The following is an 18379-nucleotide window of genomic DNA, read 5'->3' on the forward strand; positions in this document are numbered from 1 at the left end:
CCCATTAACGCTGGGAAACGAAGCCAGCTTACTTCCAACCTTGCGTATCTCCATTTCACACGCATTTTGGACAGCTCGAAGGCTTATTCTCCGGGACCATCTTCCAAACTTATTCCTATACCGGCTTTCACCTGCCCCGGCTCTCTGTTCATAGGCTTCCGTCTGTACTTATCCGTTCATCGAATCCATATATAACATCTTAAGGCAAATATATCGAAAATAAGCGCTGCCTGTCAAGCCGACTGATCGTTATGAGTTAATTTTTCCGACCGCGGGGGTACATAATCAATCCCACCTGAATGAAACGGATGGCATTTACAAATTCGTTTCACAGATAGCCAAGTCCCCTTCAGAGCACCGTGAACTTCAATTGCCTCCAAAGCGTACTGTGAACATGTGGGATAGAAACGGCAGGTTGGCGGCTTTAGCGGCGAAATGAATTTCCGATAGAAATGAATAGGAGCTTGCAGCGTCCTTTTCATATTATTCTTCTCTCCTCACAAAGTTAACTAACCATGCTACTCCTTCATCATGCCTGAAAAACAGATTGGGGTCAAATCGTCATGTGTCAAATTTACTCAAGAATATTGAAAACACTTCAGGAATGTAGGATAAAATTGATTCGATATTGCCATTTTGACATACTTATTTAACAAACTTAAGCAATCATGACCACGATTAGATTGATTTTTCATGTGCGCAAATAATTGAGGTATATTTAACCTCTTATTACGGAACGTTAATTTATTTTGTAACTTGTTTATTTTGGATTCGAGATACATATTTAGATCCCAAGTTGAAGAATTATTTTGAGTTTGAGCGACCTTCAAAGAGGTTTCGGAAAGCTGGAGATCATCAGCAGTTTGTGAATCGGAGTTGGAAACGGGGCCATTTTCTTTACTGAGTAACTTCACCCTGTTCTGCGTATACTCAAATGCAAATTGGATTTTTGTCAATAACAACTGGGCGCTTCTATAATTAATTTGGAGTACCCGCGCAAGTTTGCTGGCTGTACAGTTTATTCCTTCTTTTATTAACAGTTGAATCGCTTGGAACCAAAGTAGTAACGGTAACTTTGATTTGTGCATGATCGTCCCCGCGGTTAGAGAGACCTGCATCCTGCACTCCTTACATTCTAACAATCTACGTGATCTAATATTAAATGCCTCATTATTATCACAACGGGGGCAGCAAAATCCATTTGACCAACGCATATTCGTCAAAAACTGTTCACACTCCTCTTCCGAACAGAAGAAATTCGTGCTCATATCCATATATTGTTGACCCATCTAGCCCACCCCAAAACGAGAACACTTGTTCCTTTTCTTGATTATATCAAATGATTTGCAATTTGGGAAGTTAATTTATTTAAGTTATTTTTTGGTTTTTTTCATCAGGGTGATATATCGGGGAAAATGAAATTCTGTGATATATACATTTGAAGATAAAAAGGCTTTCAATTAGTACTTAAACGAAAATACTACTCTTTCAACTCTCACTTAAATGAAAGTAAAAGAAGCTTCTAACTCTTAATTAAAATGAAAGAAATAAAGACCTCCAACTCTTAATTAAATGAAAGAAAAAAAGACTTCCAACTCTCAATAAAATGAAAGATAAAAGTCCCACAACTCTTAATTAATATAAAATTTTATTCTTAGTAGTAACTTTTTTGTATATACGACAGAAAATGAGAAAAAGAGATATGTATGGTCAGCTTTTGGTTGCCATGTTTCGGATTTGAATGCTGGAGTGACGTTGGTGTTGGATTGGATTGGGTTGGCGTAGTTTAGCTCAGGGTTGGGGTTGGGTTCGGGTTCGGGTTCGGGTTCGGGTTCGGGTTCGGGGCGGCTCTGGTCGGGGCGCTTCGGGGGCAGGGTCTGCTTCGGCCTCGGGTTCTGAGACTGGTTCGGGGCGGGGTGGTGGCTGGTGTGTGGTGGGTGTTGGATGTGGTGGGGTTGGTGGGGGTGGAAGTATAGCGAATGAGTCGGGTAAAGAATTCTTCGTGAACAATGTGCAGATGTGAGTGCTTTGAGATATTTGAGATGTGTCTGCGATGAGATGGGGCATCAAATGGGTAGGCTTACAAAAAACGATGCCATGAACATTTTAAGTTCTGGGCATCGTTTTTAAGGGGAAATTCTTTATTATCGGATTGAGATGAGATCAAGGATAAGTCCTGCTGTCTCTTCAATTGCTTTGTTGGTGACATTGATGATCGGGCAGTCGAGCTGCTTCATAATGGAATGGGCGTAATCGAGTTCTTCTTGGATGCGGCGGAAGGTTGCATATTGGGAACCATCCGGAAGGCCGACGGCTTTGAGACGCTCGAGACGAATTTGTAGAATTTGGTTGGCATCCATGGTAAGACCGATGATGCGTTTGCTTGGGATTTTAAAAAGTTCCGGTGGCAATTTGATTTCTGGAATGATTGGAAGGTTTGCAGATTTAAAACCTTTGTGTGCAAGGTAAATGCTTAGCGGTGTCTTGGACGTGCGAGACACTCCGATGAGGACTACATCGGCTTGAAGCATGCCGCGGTTATCTTTGCCATCGTCATATTTGACGGCAAATTCAATGGCATCTACTCTTCGGAAGTAGTCGGCGTCCATTTCGTGCAGCAAGCCCGGTTTGCGCTTCGGCATGTGTCCATACGTTTCCGAAAAGGCTTCCAGCATCGGACCCATTATATCGACGGTTCGCACACCAAGGCGATGCGCTTCATTTTTCATGGTTTCACGCAGTTCGGGCTGCACGAGTGTGTAGGCGACAAAGCCTCCCGCTGCAGCTGCTTCCTGCAGCATTTGGACGATTTCATTTTGATGGCTGATATGACCGTATCGCTTAATTCTCATCTGTTCGTAATTGAATTGACGAATGGTGGCTCTTGCAACGGCATCCGCGGTTTCACCAATTGAATCTGAGCAAATAAACAAATGCTGTTGTTCGGTCACAATGCACCCCCTTTGAACCTGCTATAAGTGAGATTATACCAAAAATGCAAAGAAACCTCTATCCATAAAGCGATAGAGGCTGGTGGTTTAAGATTAATGTTTTTTCATAATCACGACACCTTTTGCTGGGAGTGTGACGGTATTTTCTATCTTTTGATCAGTGATCAAGTTTGATGTCCTGAGATTACCTATTTCAACTGTCGCTTCGTGCTCATTGTGATTAAGTAGAAATAAATAGTTCTCCATATTTTTGCTTCTGATGGATAGTTCAACACCTGGAACAGCAGCTATCGGAGCAATGATTCCTTTGTCTTGGCATAATTGGCGAAGTAGTCCTTGCAAAAATGATGGCTCCGGACTAGTAGCTACATACCAGGCTTGGCCTGAACCAAATGTATTTACGGTTAGGGCCGGCATTCCAGTGTAGAAATCACTACCATAGACGGCTTTGATTTCGGCACCCTCTGAATGGATTATATCGCACAGCACTCCACATTGATATTCCCCTTCGAGCTCTCCCCATTGTTCACTCATCACGATTTGATTTCTCTTGTCAGGGAACAAAGCATCGATTTCTTCAGCCCAAATTCCCAGTAATTTACGTAATTCGCCAGGATAACCACCTAAGGTGACAATGTCGTTCTCATTCACGATGCCGCTGAAGAATGTAGTAAGGAATGTGCCACCTGCATGTACAAAATCTTCAACACGCTTGGCATAGCCCTGTTTAATCATGTAAAGGACTGGTGCAATGACGATATCATAGCCCGATAGTTCGGCATCGACGCCAATCATATCTACTTGTATGTTTTGTTGGAAAAGGGCGTCGTAATATTTATGCACTTCATCGACATACTTGAGCGCGACGGTGGGGCCGCTGGAAAGCTCAACAGCCCAGCGGTTTTCCCAGTCAAATACGATGGCGACTTTCGCTTCGACTCTTGTATCCAGCAGCTTATCTGACAATTTATGCAGCTCTGTTCCTAATTCTGCGCACTCTCTAAATACTCGTGTATGCTCATGGCCGACATGCTCAATGACTGCCCCGTGGTATTTTTCACAAGCTCCGACGGATCGTCGAAGTTGAAAAAACATCACAGTATCCGCGCCGCGAGCTACGGCTTGATAGCTCCAAAGCTTCATTACTCCCGGACGTTTGAGTGAATTATAGGGCTGCCAATTTTGCTGACTTGGCGTCTGTTCCATCAGCATAAAGGGTTGACCCTGTTTTAAACCGCGCATAAGGTCATGTGTCATAGCCGTTAGACTAATCGGTGTATCCAAGGAAGGATAGTTATCCCACGAAATGACATCCAAATATTTTGCCCACTTAAAATAGTCTAATTCTTTGTAAAGCCCCATCAGATTTGTCGTGATTGGTAGATCCGGGGTATGTTTTTTGATCGCGTTATATTCTAGCTTATAGCACTCTAGCATGCTATCCGACATAAATCTACGGTAATCCAGCGAGATGCCTTGGAAATTGGTATTATCCACACCCCATTCTTCAGACAGAGCATTCGGAGAAACGATTTCTTCCCACTCATAAAAGGTATGTCCCCAGAAGCTTGTATTCCAAACTTTATTCAACGTTTCGAGTGTCGTATATCGTTCTTGAAGCCATTTACGGAAACCATCCTCGCATTGATCGCAGTAACAATAGCCTCCATATTCATTTGAAACATGCCAAATTAAAATGGCCGGATGATCTTTATATCGTTCTGCCAGTTTATCTGCAAGTAGTGTGGAGTATTTACGATATGTAGGGCTGTTTGGACAGGAATTATGTCTCCCGCCAAATTTACGCTTCCGCCCATGGAAATCCACTCGCAGCACATCGGGATATTTATGCGCCATCCAAGCTGGATGTGCGCCTGTGCTCGTTGCTAGGCAAACATAAGTGCCGTTCTCATACAACTTATCTATGATTTCATCTAACCAGGAAAAGTCATAGGTATCTTCATTCTTTTGCTGGCGAGCCCACGAAAAAACGTTCACGGTAGCTACATCAATTCCTGCAAGTTTGAACATCCTCATATCTTCATTCATGACTTCTTTGTCCCATTGTTCAGGGTTGTAGTCCCCGCCGTACCAAATTTTGGGGAGTTTCTCATTAATCATGCTGTCACCTCATCAAAATTAATTAATATAAGAATAAGTCCATTGTATTGGAATATTTTTTATCTTAAAATATAATATTTTTACGAGCTGATATAATAAAATGGAACAGGTGACTATATCCAATGCATAAAAGGTATGAATTAACCCCCTCTACAGCGCAACCGTTTCCAATATTTATTGAGAGTATTGGACATCATGAGGATCAGGAAAAGCTTGTACGCCCAGAGGGCTTCCCTTGTTATCATTGGCTTCAAACATTCGCGGGTGAAGGGGAGTTCATACTCGATGGAAAAAAGTATTTGCTGACTAAAGGAACGGGGATTTTACTTCTTCCGGGGGTGCCTCACACTTACTATGCGATAACAGAACAGTGGTGTACGCAATATGTCACTTTTAGCGGGACTTGTATCGAAGCTATTTTAAGTACGCTGGACTTAATGGAATCTGCCGTTTACAAATGGGATGTCAACGGTCCAATGCAGGCGGAGTTAGGGCACATTATTGAGAGTATGGATATTGGGCCGGATTACTCAAGTTATGATGCCTCAGCCGATTTATATCATTTCTTCATCCAGCTCAAAAAGCATGGTCAAGTCAATAACCGCACCTCGATTCGCAATCAAATTGCGCATTTGCAGCCTTTGTTGCGGTGGCTGGAAACTAACTATCACAACCCCGATACGAGTCTTGGAGAAATGGCTGCCGTTCTGGCTATCACTCCACGACATTTAAGTACGTTATTTCAGCATGCATTTGGCCTCTCGCCTTACTCCTATTTAATTCGTATGAGGCTGCGAAAATCCAAAGAGATGTTGATTCAACAGCCGACGAAAACTGTCAAGGAAGTGGCTGAGCGTGCTGGTTTCCGTGATGTCAGCCATTTTGTAGCCAGCTTTCGCAAACATGTCGGACTGACGCCTGAACGGTTCAGACAGATGAATTAGCTGGCATAATAGGATATAATAAAAATATAGTAACTATTTTTTCTTTAAAAGGAGATTAACTTATTTATGATGATCGAAATTTTTGAAGATATTGTGTGTCCTTGGTGCCGGATCGGCAAAAAGAATCTGGAAGATGCGTTGGCCAATTTCACGGCTGAACCAGTTGAGGTTCACTTCCGCGCTTATCAGCTTGATCCTTCAACACCTATCGAAGGTTCCCCTTTCCGCGAGGTGATGCTGCAAAAATTCCGCGCAGACGAAGAACGATTAAACGGTATGCTGCAGCAGGTCACCGAGGCTGGTAAAGCCTCAGGCTTGCATTTTGATTTCTCTCAAGTTAAGAAAATGCCAAATACGCTTAAAGCTCACCAGCTTATCGCCATTGCTGCCGAAGAATACAAAAAACCGCTCGTCAACGGATTATTCAAAGCCTACTTTGAGGATGGTAAAGACATTGGCCATATAGACGTTCTACTCGATATTGCTGAACAGTTGGGAATGGATCGTGAGCAAACTGCTGCGCTTTTGAATGCGAAGGAGGGGCTGGAGCAGGTCGAAGATGATCTGGAGTTCGCTAGACAAGCCGGTGTTACAGGCGTTCCTTTCTTTGTAATCAACCGGAAATATGCGCTTACCGGCGCTCAGCCTTCAGCTGCTTTCTTGCAAGCTCTAGAGCAAATTAGTACGGAGCAAACTAACAACTAATAACATAATAAAACTAAAATATAGTTATAAAAAAAAACCGACTCGCTTTTCTAAAAAGCGATCGGTTTTCTTTTTTTGAGGTTTAAGCTGCTGCAGCGGCTTTTTTACCGAATATTTGTTTGTACAACAATCCACTTACGATGACCACTGCTGCAAAGATAATGAGCAAATTACTGTATGGAACGGCTGCCAATGAATTCAGAACCGGATTCGAGTAGAACTCCATCATGCCGCCATCCAACAATTTGGCAACAAGAGCCGTGCCCACGGCGCCTGAAATAAAGCTGATGAGGTTAAACAGCCCCATGCCTACACCGGTTTCACTCACTTCCAAGGTCAAGGAAACACGATTCGCCAAAGCGGTCTGCACGAAGGAGAAACCTACATAGGTTGGAAGTAGTGCCGCTGAAATGAACCAAGGCGAATGGCCAACCATGAAGGCAATTGCCGCAAGGCTGATAACTAATAGCCCAAGGCCGATAAAGACGACAAAGTTATTGCCCTTTTTGTCGGCTAGATTTCCGCCAATCGTACCGAAAACAACTGAGCACATAGCGCCTGGGAACAAAATGAGACCGATTGTGCTCGTACTGAGGTCATTCACTTTAGCTAACATGAGCGGAATGACAAACATAATCCCCATGACGGTACAGAAAATGAGAAAACCTACAATCAAACCGCCACGGAGCAATTTATTTCGGAATAAGGATGGTTCTATAAATGGGTCTTTTGCTTTACGGATATGAGCAACAAACCAAATAAGTAACGCTATGCTAGCCGCCAAATAGTACCAATGCGGGAATGACAGATAGACGGTTATACCCGCAACGGAAAATGCGACGAGTGCTGCGCCAAGAATGTCGACACTGCCTGGTTTTCTCTTTTCCGCAGGCAAAATCTGATTAAAGAAAGGGATTGAAATAAGTGTAAATAAAGGAATGATAAACAAGTAGGTCCAGTGGAACGTTGCGGAAACAAATCCGCCGACAACCGGCCCTACCGCGATGGCGAAGGAAACGGTGGAGGTTAAAAGCCCGAATACTTTTCCACGATCTGAAGGAGAAAAATAACGTGCGACAACGACCATCACAAGCGCGGGGATAGCGGATGCGCCAGCACCCTGTACGGCGCGGGCAAAAATGACAGCCGGATACCAAGCTTGAAGCGCAAACCCGAGTGCAGATCCCACACTATAGATGAGAACTCCTGCGACAATCAACTTCTTCAACGAAAAAATATCGGATAAGCGGCCATAAATAACGGACCCTATCCCGAAAAAGATAATAAAGGTGGTGAGCACCCAACTCACGCCTGTCGGCGTAATCCCGTACTGTTTAGCGATTTCCGGTGTAGAAACGTTGAAGACCGTTTCGTTCAATACAGCGAAAAATATAAGAAAAATAATCCATGGCACAGCCTTTCTGGCATCTATGACTTGCTCTTGTGCCATTTCTGTTGCAGAAGCAACGTGTTGCATGGTTCCACCTCCACTTTTTTGTCTCCAGCCATCTTATCATAAGAAGTTCGTCTACCGACCGGAAAAAACAATTCTAAACAATTAACTGTAATACAATTAGTTACATTTAACTGTAATATTAATTATTATAGTTAGTTCTGTCAAGGGGTATCTTTCTTCTTTATTCAAGATATAAGATAATGAACGAATGGACATGTATAAATCGAACAGGAGTTATTTCAATGACCACTTTACTTCAATGGCTTAAGCACTTACCTTCCCGTATCATGATTGTTGTTTTGCCTTTTTTTCTGATGGCCATGGTCGAATATTTGGAACGAGGCTCGTATGACGAGCTTCACAAATGGGCGATGAACCATCCACTCTCTATGGTTCTTGCCTACTTTGTTGTCGGAACCTTGTATGTATTTTTGATCGCTATGACGGGAAAAAGCCGGTTGTCCTTCTGGGTGCTATGCGCCGCGCTATTACCACTCGGAGCGATTAGCGGCAGTAAATTAAAAGCCATTGGAGCGCCCTATTATCCATGGGATCTTTATTTTAACAATCAAATTATGGCGTATAAGTCATTTTTGACAGGCTATTTAAACCTACGGATTCTCGGGTTTGTCGCTCTTTTTCTTGTAATGATCGCCTTCTTGTTCCATCTGATACTTCGTCGCCAAGCAATCCGATTCACATGGATAGAACGTATTATTTATGCTGTCATCGCTATCGTGATGGCGACAAGCCTTTATATGGACAAGCCTATTCCCTTTATGAATCTTTACGGCATTTACACAGTGCCTTGGGATCAAACGATTACCTATGATGAAAATGGCTATCTTTACTCCTCCGTACAGATGCTAGGCTTTCTGAATGTAGCCAAGCCTGAAGGTTATAGCAAAAAAGCGATAACCTCAATTTTAGCGAAAATTCCTGATAAACCAGCGGCAAGTGATAAAAAACCAAATATTATCGTCATGCTAGGGGAATCGTTCTGGGATCCTACTCTGATGAAAAATATTACGTTCAGCCGTGATCCAATCCCCAACCTGCACCAGTTACAAAAGACTTACACGAGCGGCTGGATGATGTCTCCACAATTCGGCGGCAGTACAGCAAATGTAGAATTCGAAGTCCTATCGGGTAATTCAATGCGATTCTTTGGCAAATCCCCCGATAAAATACTGCCTTATATCGAATACATGAACCATGGCGTCGACTCATTGGCCAGCATCATGACCAGACAGGGTTACACGGCGACCTCGATTAACCCTTTCTTCAGCTATTTTTTCGACAGCCGAAAGGTGTATATGGATTTTGGGTTCTCGCGTTTTATTTCCAGCGAATATTTCCCGAATGATTTTGAAGGTCCGAATTATGCTGATCGTGCCGTAGTAAAGAAGATTATTGAGGAAACCGAAAAAAGCCCGGGACCCGACTTTATTTTCGCAAACACGATGGAAAATCATCATCCCTTTAAACCCGGAAAGTTCAGCAAAAACACGATTGAAGTGACGGGAGACATTACTTCTGAATCCAAAGGCATTTTAGAGACGTATGCTCAAGGGATATCGGGAACTGATAAAGCTCTTCAATCTTTGGTGGACTATTACTCCAAAAAGTCAGAGCCAACGATTTTATTGTTTTTCGGCGATCATTTCCCGTTTTTTGAGGATGATTACAAAGTATATCGCGACGCAAAGTATGTCCTTCCTAATGATCCTGATTTATATACAAAAACGCATTATACGCCTTTCTTGATATGGAACAATTTCCTGCCTGCTGACCAAGAACAGTTGAACCTCAAAATGAGTCCTTCATTCCTAGGTCCTAAGCTCCTGCATATGGCAGGCGTTAAAGGGAGTTACTACACGGATTATCTCTATGATCTTTCGCAAAAAATACCGGTCATTCCGCCGAATGACATGTGGGACAAGTACAATATCAAAGCGAGCGACCTTTCCGACTATATGAAGCTTCAATACGATAATTTATTCGGGGGCCGGTACGGTTACGAAGCCAAGGGCTTTAAGGATACGATCGTGCAGCCCGGCTATATGTTAGGCTATGGAAATCCGGTCATTCGTAAGGTGATTCGCAGTGAAAATAAAGTTCAGGTCGTAGGCACGCCATTTTATTCATCATGCAACGTCTACATTGACGGCAAATTGTTTAAGTCTAACTTTGACGGTGAAGAAACGCTATATGTTGATTTATCGGATAAAGAGAATCCAACTCTCGAAAGCAATAGACCTCATGAAGTTGAAGTTCGCGTCTATGACGACAAGAAGATGAAGATCGGTCAGTCGGCTCTCTACCCGCTTCCACAGTCATGACCTTAGCCCTCTTGGAATAGGATGAACCATATCCTGCAGCCAAGGGGGTTTTTGGGTATGCGACATCAAGTTCCGCCTGCTCACGTCCACTTTTTCAAAGTGATGTCATCTACTGATTTAGACCATAATCACTTACTTCGTCTGTATACGTTTAATGTGAATGGCACTTCCTATGATGGCCACGTGCACCAGTATCAAGGCATCACAGGCATTAAATATGGGCATTATCATGCTTATTTTGGGACCACAGGCCCCGCCATAGCACTTCAAAACGGCAACCATTTTCATTTTCTAGAAGGCATCGTCGAACTAAATGCTTTTAACACGCCAAGAGGACATGCGCTTGAGATCTCTGCAAGAATGGAGGGGCTGATTGAAGAACTGCATCAGCACACGTATTCCGGGAATTCAACGCTAGGTTTTGGCTATGAACCTTGGTGAAATAAAAAAAGAGCCAAGAGGCTTTTTCCGCCTTCCCTTGACTCTTTATGCTTTATTTTTCTAATGGTTCAATGTGAATCGACCACTCAAACGTAAATGTCTCCCCACCCGGCAATCCTTGGGCACCGGAAAGCTCAGCTGCAAAGGGCTCGTTAAACACGTTCATAATACTCGTGTATGGTTCAAGAGATACGGCATCCGCCCATGGCGCCGTAAATAGAACATGGATGGGAAACTTGTCTCCCATATCGAACACGAGCCTCGTCCCGCGAGCCTCATACTGGAGCTCGCAAGTTTGCGGGCCCGGCTCCATGCTGAGCAGCTGCGACCCGCCAGGGTACTTCGGCAGCGCCGAAACCGCAACGCCCTGCCGAAGCGCCGCGGACAGCGGCGAAAGCTTAGGCTCGCCAGCGGCGAAGCCGTCAGCGCTCAGCGGCCATTCTGCTGCCGCTGGAATCAAAACGTTCACGCGGCTGGCTTCGCCGTCCGTGTAAGCGAAGTACGGGTGAAAGCCAAGGGATAGCGGCATCGTTTGGCCGCTATGGTTGGCGATTTCACCGCGGAGAGACAGCGTACCGTCCTTCAGCCGGTACGTGAAGCGCAAGCATGCGGCGTGTGGAAAATACGCCAGCATGTCCGGATGCTCCGCGATGTTAAACTCCGCGGAGACATAAGCACCGCCGGCAGCATCCGCGCCGCTGGCGACGATCTTCCACGGCCGCTCGCGCAGCTCGCCGTGGGCATGGTCCGGCTCCCTATTCATAGGGAGCCGGTATTCGCGGCCTTCGAAGGTGAAGGCCGCTTGCTTGACGCGCCCCGGCGGGAACAGAATGGGCACGCCGTAGCGCGAAGACTTGACGCGAAGCTCAGCTACGCTGGCTGGCTTCGCGATGTAGGCATGGTTCCGCACATCGAAGCGGAACAAGTGCAGACCGACGGCCGGAATGATTTCGGCCGTCGCTTGGGCGTCGCGGTCGACGAGGCGAAGCGTCGACTCCCCGTCCCATTCGCTTTGGATGAGTTCATAACGTGACAATGTGAGTCCTCCTTTTGTTGATTCAAGCAAAGCCTGGTTCTTGAGCCCTTTTTCTCGATTGTCGACCGTAATAGGCCATGATTAGAAGCGTTCCTCCCACAAGAATGACGGTGGTTACCAAGCTGCCCTCAGCCCCGAACGATCCTCCGGAAAGGAGCGCAGTTCCTTGTGGGTTAGCCTTGAAAATCGAAGGCATGGGAGTTCCTGAAACTTGAAAGCCAAAGACGCAGCCCTGAAAGAAATTCCAGGACAAATGCATGCCGATCGGCATCCACAACCCTCTTGAAAGTTCGCGGGACACGCCGAACAATAATCCGGCCAAGAGTAAATTCAAGAGCGGCATAGGCGAGCTCCACATCCCCGGATTGAACGTATGCAGGAACGCGAAGACAAAGGTTGATACGCATACGGCGGCAACGCCGCCAAAACGCGCTTTCACAAGTCCTTGCAGGTAGCCCCGTGCGAATAATTCTTCGTTCACGGCTACCCCGATGAATAGCAAGAACCCGCTTAATAATTCAACAACCGTGGCATCTGTCCAAGAATTTGTTTGAATCGTAATGCCTCCTAGCAGCCATATGCCCAAACAGGAGACTGTTATCAGAAGCGCCCCTGCAGCGAAGCCTTCGCCAAATCGTTGTCCAAACCGGCGAAAATGCAATCCCAGTGCCCATCCTTTGCGTCGTTCGAAGATACTGTATGCCAGCATCACGCCGCTTATAAAACCGATGATTTGTGCCCACAAAGCTGCCTTGATAAAAAATGGATCTGCAGCTACCGCTGCCATGCTGATCTCCAGCCCTGGCTGCTTCAATATGGCGATAACGGCTGCAGCAATCGATAAAATAACCGTAATGACAACAATGAAAACAAGGGACAACAGTACTTTTCCCAAAATGGTTAAAATGGATAAGGATTTTCGCTTCTTTACGTCAATGAGGCTTCACTCCCTTCTCACCACTTAATTCGAGAAGAAGGTCCTATATCCTGCCAGTTCATCGTGGAAAGGAACTCTTGTGCAATTGTTGGCTCCATGCCACAATAGAGGAAAAATGGGATTTATTCGACGGAGGACTTATGCTTTTCGTTTTATTTGCCCTTTGGATTATTGCGCTAGGTCTTGTCATGGTTGATCCCCGATCAAGCACGATGCGCTGGATGAGCGCAATTGCTTTCACGGGTGGCTTCGGCGCTCTTGCTGCTGTTCTATCGGAGACTTTCATCCCTTATATCCAGCAAACTGTGCCTAATCCTTCAATCAGCACTTTACTTTATCGCATCATGGGAATTTGCTCCTTAATCTCTTACTATGGCTTGCCTTATTCCTTCGCTATGCTCGCTTTGAAATATAACGCAGCCTGGCAAAAGCCGGCGATCCGCACATGGCTGCCCATCGGGATGCTGCTCCCGCCTATTGCATGCCTCTTGTTTACTCCCGGGTATACCGAGGAAATGCCGATTACATTTCCAATCGTCGCCTTATGGGCAGTACCTTATATTTTCAGTGGTGCCGTGCTGATTGTCATGAAAATGGATCGCCTTCCCGCCATGAGACGGACGCACTTGTTTACCTGTCTCGCGCTGCTGCCGCCTATTCTTTGTGTCGGTGTGCTGAATTACGTCATGCCAAGCTTCGGCTTTTACCGGATGTGGGTGTACCATGTGTGGATTCTCGCTTTTGTTGTCCCTTTTTTCGTGTTTACTTTTTTCAAATACGGCTTTCTTGGCATGCGGCTTCTCATTGAGCGCCGCAAGCTTGACTCCACGCTCCGGGCCATCACATCAGGAACCGCGATTTTAAACCATGCAATCAAAAATGATGTCGGCAAAATGCGGCTGTTCCTCGAAAAAATGAAGCAGCATGCCGAGGATACGAATCAAACAGAACTCATCCAGGACATAGAGGTCGTCATGGGAGCTTCTCAACATATCCGGGATATGATATCCCGCGTTCATGAGCAAACACAGGAGCTTCCCCTCCGGGTTTCTGCAGTGCATCTGGGAGATCTGCTAGAAGAAGTGCTCCTTCCGCTCCGCCCTTATCTAGCCAAAATCGCTGTTCATTCGAACATATCGGAGGAGTCAACACTCCAATTAGACCGTATTCAAATAGCCGAAACATTAACGAATGTGCTGATGAACGCAATCGAAGCGATGCCGCAAGGCGGTGAACTTATTATTCGTACTTTGCAGGCAAAGAAAAATATCGTCTTGGAAATAAAAGATAATGGATTAGGTATGGAGAAGGAGGTTCTGAAGCAAGTTCTGGAACCGTTTTATACGACGAAGAGCGGCAGCCACAGCAATTTCGGCCTCGGCCTAGCCTATTGCTACAGCGTAATGAAAAAACATGGAGGATCGTTGGAACTTAGCAGCTCGCCGGGGAAAGGCACCAGTGTGTTCCTCACATTTCCCGGCAGCCGATTACAAACTTAAGGGGGTTTTATGTTGGAGCCAATTCGTATTTTAATAGTTGAAGATGACCTTGACTGGCTGCGCGGCCTAAAAGCATATTTAAACCGTCAGCCGGATCTATCAGTCATTCATACCGTTTCTACCTCGGAGGAAGCCAGAGAGCTCTTTATGGCGGCAGAACCAGGTGTTGACGTCGTATTGATGGATATTATGCTTCAAGATGAACCTGCTGGGATCGGGCTTGCCGAGCAGGCGCTTCTCTCGTGGGGAGTCAAAGTCATCATGCTGACTTCGATGGAAGAGAAAGATTTTATTTTCCGCTCGTTTCAAGCCGGGGCCATCGACTATCAGATCAAGTCCCGATTCGAAGAACTGCCGGACATTATACGGGCAGCACATGCCCGTAAGGCTTCCATCAATGCCGGGGTAGCCGAACAAATGAGAGAAGAATTTCGCAGGCTTAAGAAGATAGAGCACCAGTTCAAGGTAAAGGAAGTCCGTGATTTGATCACGCCGACAGAGCTGCAAGTACTGGAAATGATTGATCAAGGCCATACGCAAACGGAAATTGCAAACCGCTTTTTCATTTCGCTGCGGACGGTTAAAATCCATGTAGGCCACATTTTGAAAAAACTCGGGAGCTCCAGCAGCAAGGATGCTGCCCAAAAAATAAGAAATTTAGGGCTGTTTGATCGGGAAAAAGATTAGTGGATGTCCTTCTTCTTGAATCTTCCGCCTTTGACATCGTGGATATTGCCGACTGCGAGGAATGCCGATGGGTCAAGTTCATCAACGATGGATTTCAGCTTCGCTTCCTCCAGTCGCGTGATCACACAGAATATCACCTTTTTGTTATCTCCGGAGAAACCGCCTTCCCCTTCCAAATACGTTACGCCGCGCCCCAGACGGTCCAAAATTGCTTCTCCGATCTGTCTGAACTGGTCACTAATAATCCAGACGGATTTGGACTCGTCAAACCCTTCAATCGTTACATCAATCATTTTATAGGCAATAAAATAAGCAATTAAAGAGTACATCGCACGATCCCAGCTATATACAAAGCCCGCGCTGCCGAGAATAAAGACGTTCAAAAACATGACGATCTCGCCTACGGAAAACGGAATCTTTTTGGAAACCAGAATCGCAACGATTTCTGTTCCGTCCAATGAGCCCCCGAATCGGATGACCATCCCTACGCCTATGCCGAGGATAATACCCCCAAACACCGCGGCTAATAAGGGATCATTGGTAAGCTCGTGAACCGGATGAAGCAAGGATGTACCCGCCGACATCACAAGAATAGCGAAAAATGTTGATAACGCAAACGTTTTTCCGATCATTTTATAACCGATAAATAGGAAAGGCATATTTAATAAAGTTAAGAAAACACCTACTTGAATGTGGGTCAAATACGACAAAATGATGGAGATACCGGTAATTCCACCGTCAATAATTTTGTTGGGTACCAAGAAGATTTCGAGTCCGACTGCCATCAAGGCGGCTCCTATAAATAAGAAAACGCCTCGCCTCAATAAGCTGCTCTTCGTCATTCTCCGGTGCTGCGCTCTAATCGACGCTCTTTTCTGTAATTGAATCTGTTCTTTAGCCATTGTTCATCCCCTCCGTCTTCACATTTACCACTCATCTTTTTCTCGATAAAGGCAGCTTTTTCCTGCTTAAATCACGCATTTCTCATGCGTCAAAATGCCTTAAAATAATTAGATAAACTACCATCGAATATTGTCGTTTCCCATGGTATAATGTCAGATGTCATTTACAATTCATCTACAATTCCATAGGAGAAAATATGAAACTACAACTTGCTCGTATACTGCGGCTGCCCCGTCAACTAGTGCCCTTCGTTTTTATTGCTTTAATTCCTGTGGTAATTATGGAAATTTTAAGCCGCGGGCAATATATAGAAATGATTACGTGGAGCTACAAACATGTGGTCGAGCTGCTTTTTAACGAATGGATCGTGTTCAGCCTGTTACTGCTGTTCATCGCCATCATTGGCCGTACTAAATTGGCCTATTGGATTCTATCGGGGATTCTTCTTATCATGGGTCTCGTTAGCGGGATAAAGCTCAAAATACTAGGTGTGCCTTTAACGCCATGGGACATTGTTTTAGCCGGCGAAGCTTCCGATATGGTGCAATATATCAAGAACATTTTTACTTTCAAAATTTTGTTTCTCATCGTTCTTTTCCTAGCCTCCAGCTATTACTTGTTATACCGCACACCCTTATTTATGAAAAAGATTGCGTTAAAAGAACGCGGAATTATCGCGGTTATCGCTCTTGGGATGCTGACAGCGGTTTATACCGATTTGCCGCTTCCGATTCAAAAGTGGTGCGGGATCCAAGCTTCGGTCTGGAATCAGGTTGAAAATACACAAACGAACGGCTATGCGCTGGCTACGTTCCTGAATACGAAGTCTATGTTCAACGATAAGCGTGAAGGCTACGATGATAAAGCTGTGGAAGCGATCGTCAGTCAATCGCCTAAGCCGGTTAAAGCCGGTGATCCCAACGTCAAACCGAATGTTATTGTCGTATTAAGTGAAGCTTTCTGGGATCCAACCGTCATCAAGGGTGTTGAATTCAGCCGGGATCCGATTCCGTTCTTTCATAAATTGCAGCAGACCGGAACTAGCGGGTCGATGCTTTCGCCGCAGTACGGCGGAGGAACTGCCAACGTGGAGTTTGAGGTTTTGACAGGGAATTCGATGCGTTTCCTGCCGCAAGGATCGATTGCTTATAATCAATTCATTTCGCATGAAGTGGATTCGCTAGCGAGTATTTATGCGAGACAAGGCTACACCTCAACAGCCATCAGCCCTTTTTATAATTGGTATTTTAACAGTAATAGAATTTATAAAGACTTCGGTTTCTCTAAGTATATTCCGATTGAATATTTTAAGCCTAATTATTCTGGCCCGTATATCGCGGATAGCGAGGTTGCTGCGAATATTATACATGCTACGGAGCTCAGCGACGGTCCTGATTTTGTTTTTGCGAATACAATGGAAAATCATTTCCATTTTTACCCGGGTAAGTTCCCGAAAAATACGTTTGATGTCAAAGGCGATATGTCTCCCTCTTCTCAAGGTATGCTAGAAACGCTTGCCCAAGGCATCAACGCTTCTGATAATATGTTGAAAGAGCTCGTGGAATACTATCAGAAAAAAGGTGAACCTACCATTATCGCATTCTGGGGCGATCACCTGCCGGCTCTTGGCGATGACTACGCTACATATATTGACACCAAGTATATTAGCGGCAAAGATGACCCGGATTTCTTGAAAAAAATGTACAGCGTACCGCTCGTCGTCTGGAACAATTTCGACACAGAGCACAAAGACAAGCTTAACATCAGCCCATCTTTCTTAGGTCCTTATCTTATTGGATTATCCAAACAACAAGGCAGTTATTATACAGATTATTTAACTCAGCTTGTGAAAAAAGTTCCTGTCATTCCGCCGAAAGACTACTTTCAGGCAATGAACATCAACGAGCAGGATCTGAAGGATTATGAAACTTTGCAGTATGATATCATTTTTGGCGACAGGTATGCTTACAAGGATTACACTGTACCCATTATTAATTCGAAGTATATGCTGGGTTTTGGACCTATTCTTCTTAATAAAATCGAGGCGGATACCGAAGATATCTCCGGGCGCTCCGAAGTGACGCTCATCGTACATGGCAACAATTTGCCGCCGCTAGGCTACGTGACGCTGAACGGTAAACCTATTCCTACGACTTGGCAAGATGAGCATATGGTCATAGCCAGAGTTGAGGGGAATCTGCTGAAAGACGGAATCTGGGACATCCAAGTAAATGTAAAGGATTCGAAGGAAACCATTGTGGGTAAATCAAATACGTTACCGATTGAGATCGGCGGAAGATAATTGAATGGAGACGATATCGTCTCCATTATAAAAGGCTAGGGCAATGTAGTTTCAT

15 protein-coding genes are annotated in these 18379 nt (G+C 44.9%); 7 read left to right on the top strand and 8 right to left on the bottom strand.

Going from position 1 to position 18379, the window contains the following annotated elements:
* Positions 1 to 233: 233 nt before the first annotated feature.
* From yidD to J2Z65_RS06495, 4 genes are all read right to left on the bottom strand, one after another.
* Positions 234 to 482, bottom strand: coding sequence for a membrane protein insertion efficiency factor YidD (gene yidD, locus J2Z65_RS06480; RefSeq protein ID WP_167053523.1), 249 nt, complete (start codon positions 480 to 482; stop codon positions 234 to 236).
* 96 nt (positions 483 to 578) lie between these two features.
* Entirely contained in the window at positions 579 to 1289 is a 711-nt protein-coding gene (locus tag J2Z65_RS06485) for a transposase (protein WP_167053521.1), read from the bottom strand.
* Positions 1290 to 2144: 855 nt separating this feature from the next.
* On the bottom strand, positions 2145 to 2954 hold the full coding sequence (locus J2Z65_RS06490) for a pyruvate, water dikinase regulatory protein (RefSeq protein WP_420850773.1): 810 nt from the start codon (positions 2952 to 2954) through the stop codon (positions 2145 to 2147).
* Between the two features lie 90 nt (positions 2955 to 3044).
* Entirely contained in the window at positions 3045 to 5072 is a 2028-nt protein-coding gene (locus J2Z65_RS06495) for a beta-galactosidase (protein ID WP_167053517.1), read from the bottom strand.
* 122 nt (positions 5073 to 5194) lie between these two features.
* Here J2Z65_RS06495 and J2Z65_RS06500 point away from each other — a divergent pair, with 122 nt between their 5' ends.
* Complete coding sequence (locus tag J2Z65_RS06500) at positions 5195 to 6016, top strand: AraC family transcriptional regulator (protein ID WP_167053515.1); 822 nt, start codon at positions 5195 to 5197, stop codon at positions 6014 to 6016.
* Between the two features lie 66 nt (positions 6017 to 6082).
* Positions 6083 to 6721: a DsbA family oxidoreductase gene (locus J2Z65_RS06505; protein ID WP_167053513.1), complete on the top strand. Its 639-nt coding sequence runs from the start codon at positions 6083 to 6085 to the stop codon at positions 6719 to 6721.
* A gap of 82 nt (positions 6722 to 6803) precedes the next feature.
* On the opposite strand, the gene J2Z65_RS06510 is transcribed toward J2Z65_RS06505, so the two are convergent.
* Positions 6804 to 8198, bottom strand: a complete 1395-nt coding sequence (locus J2Z65_RS06510; protein WP_240159513.1) for an MFS transporter — start codon at positions 8196 to 8198, stop codon at positions 6804 to 6806.
* A 221-nt stretch (positions 8199 to 8419) separates the two neighbouring features.
* Between J2Z65_RS06510 and J2Z65_RS06515 the strand changes: the two genes are divergently transcribed.
* A complete protein-coding gene (locus J2Z65_RS06515) occupies positions 8420 to 10519 on the top strand; it encodes an LTA synthase family protein (protein ID WP_167053511.1) in 2100 nt (699 codons plus the stop codon).
* Between the two features lie 57 nt (positions 10520 to 10576).
* Positions 10577 to 10960 carry a YmaF family protein gene (locus tag J2Z65_RS06520; RefSeq protein WP_167053509.1) on the top strand — a complete coding sequence of 128 codons (384 nt, stop codon included), beginning with the start codon at positions 10577 to 10579 and terminating at the stop codon, positions 10958 to 10960.
* Between the two features lie 52 nt (positions 10961 to 11012).
* Here the strand turns inward: J2Z65_RS06520 and J2Z65_RS06525 are convergent, their stop codons facing one another.
* Entirely contained in the window at positions 11013 to 11870 is an 858-nt protein-coding gene (locus J2Z65_RS06525; RefSeq protein WP_338111584.1) for an aldose 1-epimerase, read from the bottom strand.
* Positions 11871 to 12018: 148 nt separating this feature from the next.
* Entirely contained in the window at positions 12019 to 12876 is an 858-nt protein-coding gene (locus J2Z65_RS06530) for a CPBP family intramembrane glutamic endopeptidase (RefSeq protein WP_167053504.1), read from the bottom strand.
* Between the two features lie 197 nt (positions 12877 to 13073).
* On the opposite strand from J2Z65_RS06530, the gene J2Z65_RS06535 reads away from it, so the two are divergent.
* A complete protein-coding gene (locus J2Z65_RS06535; protein WP_167053502.1) occupies positions 13074 to 14432 on the top strand; it encodes a sensor histidine kinase in 1359 nt (452 codons plus the stop codon).
* Positions 14433 to 14441: 9 nt separating this feature from the next.
* The gene (locus J2Z65_RS06540) at positions 14442 to 15119 is read left to right on the top strand and encodes a response regulator transcription factor (protein ID WP_167053500.1); all 678 of its coding nucleotides are present in this window, start codon (positions 14442 to 14444) and stop codon (positions 15117 to 15119) included.
* Here J2Z65_RS06540 and J2Z65_RS06545 read toward each other — a convergent pair.
* Positions 15116 to 15961 (bottom strand): YitT family protein, encoded by an 846-nt coding sequence (locus J2Z65_RS06545; RefSeq protein ID WP_240159546.1) that lies wholly within the window; start codon positions 15959 to 15961, stop codon positions 15116 to 15118. The two genes, J2Z65_RS06540 and J2Z65_RS06545, sit on opposite strands and share 4 nt — an antisense overlap.
* A gap of 257 nt (positions 15962 to 16218) precedes the next feature.
* On the opposite strand from J2Z65_RS06545, the gene J2Z65_RS06550 reads away from it, so the two are divergent.
* Positions 16219 to 18324 (top strand): LTA synthase family protein, encoded by a 2106-nt coding sequence (locus J2Z65_RS06550; protein ID WP_167053496.1) that lies wholly within the window; start codon positions 16219 to 16221, stop codon positions 18322 to 18324.
* Positions 18325 to 18379: the final 55 nt, after the last annotated feature.

Origin of the sequence: Paenibacillus aceris (genome assembly GCF_017874035.1) — a bacterium.
Taxonomy (GTDB): domain Bacteria; phylum Bacillota; class Bacilli; order Paenibacillales; family NBRC-103111; genus Paenibacillus_E; species Paenibacillus_E aceris.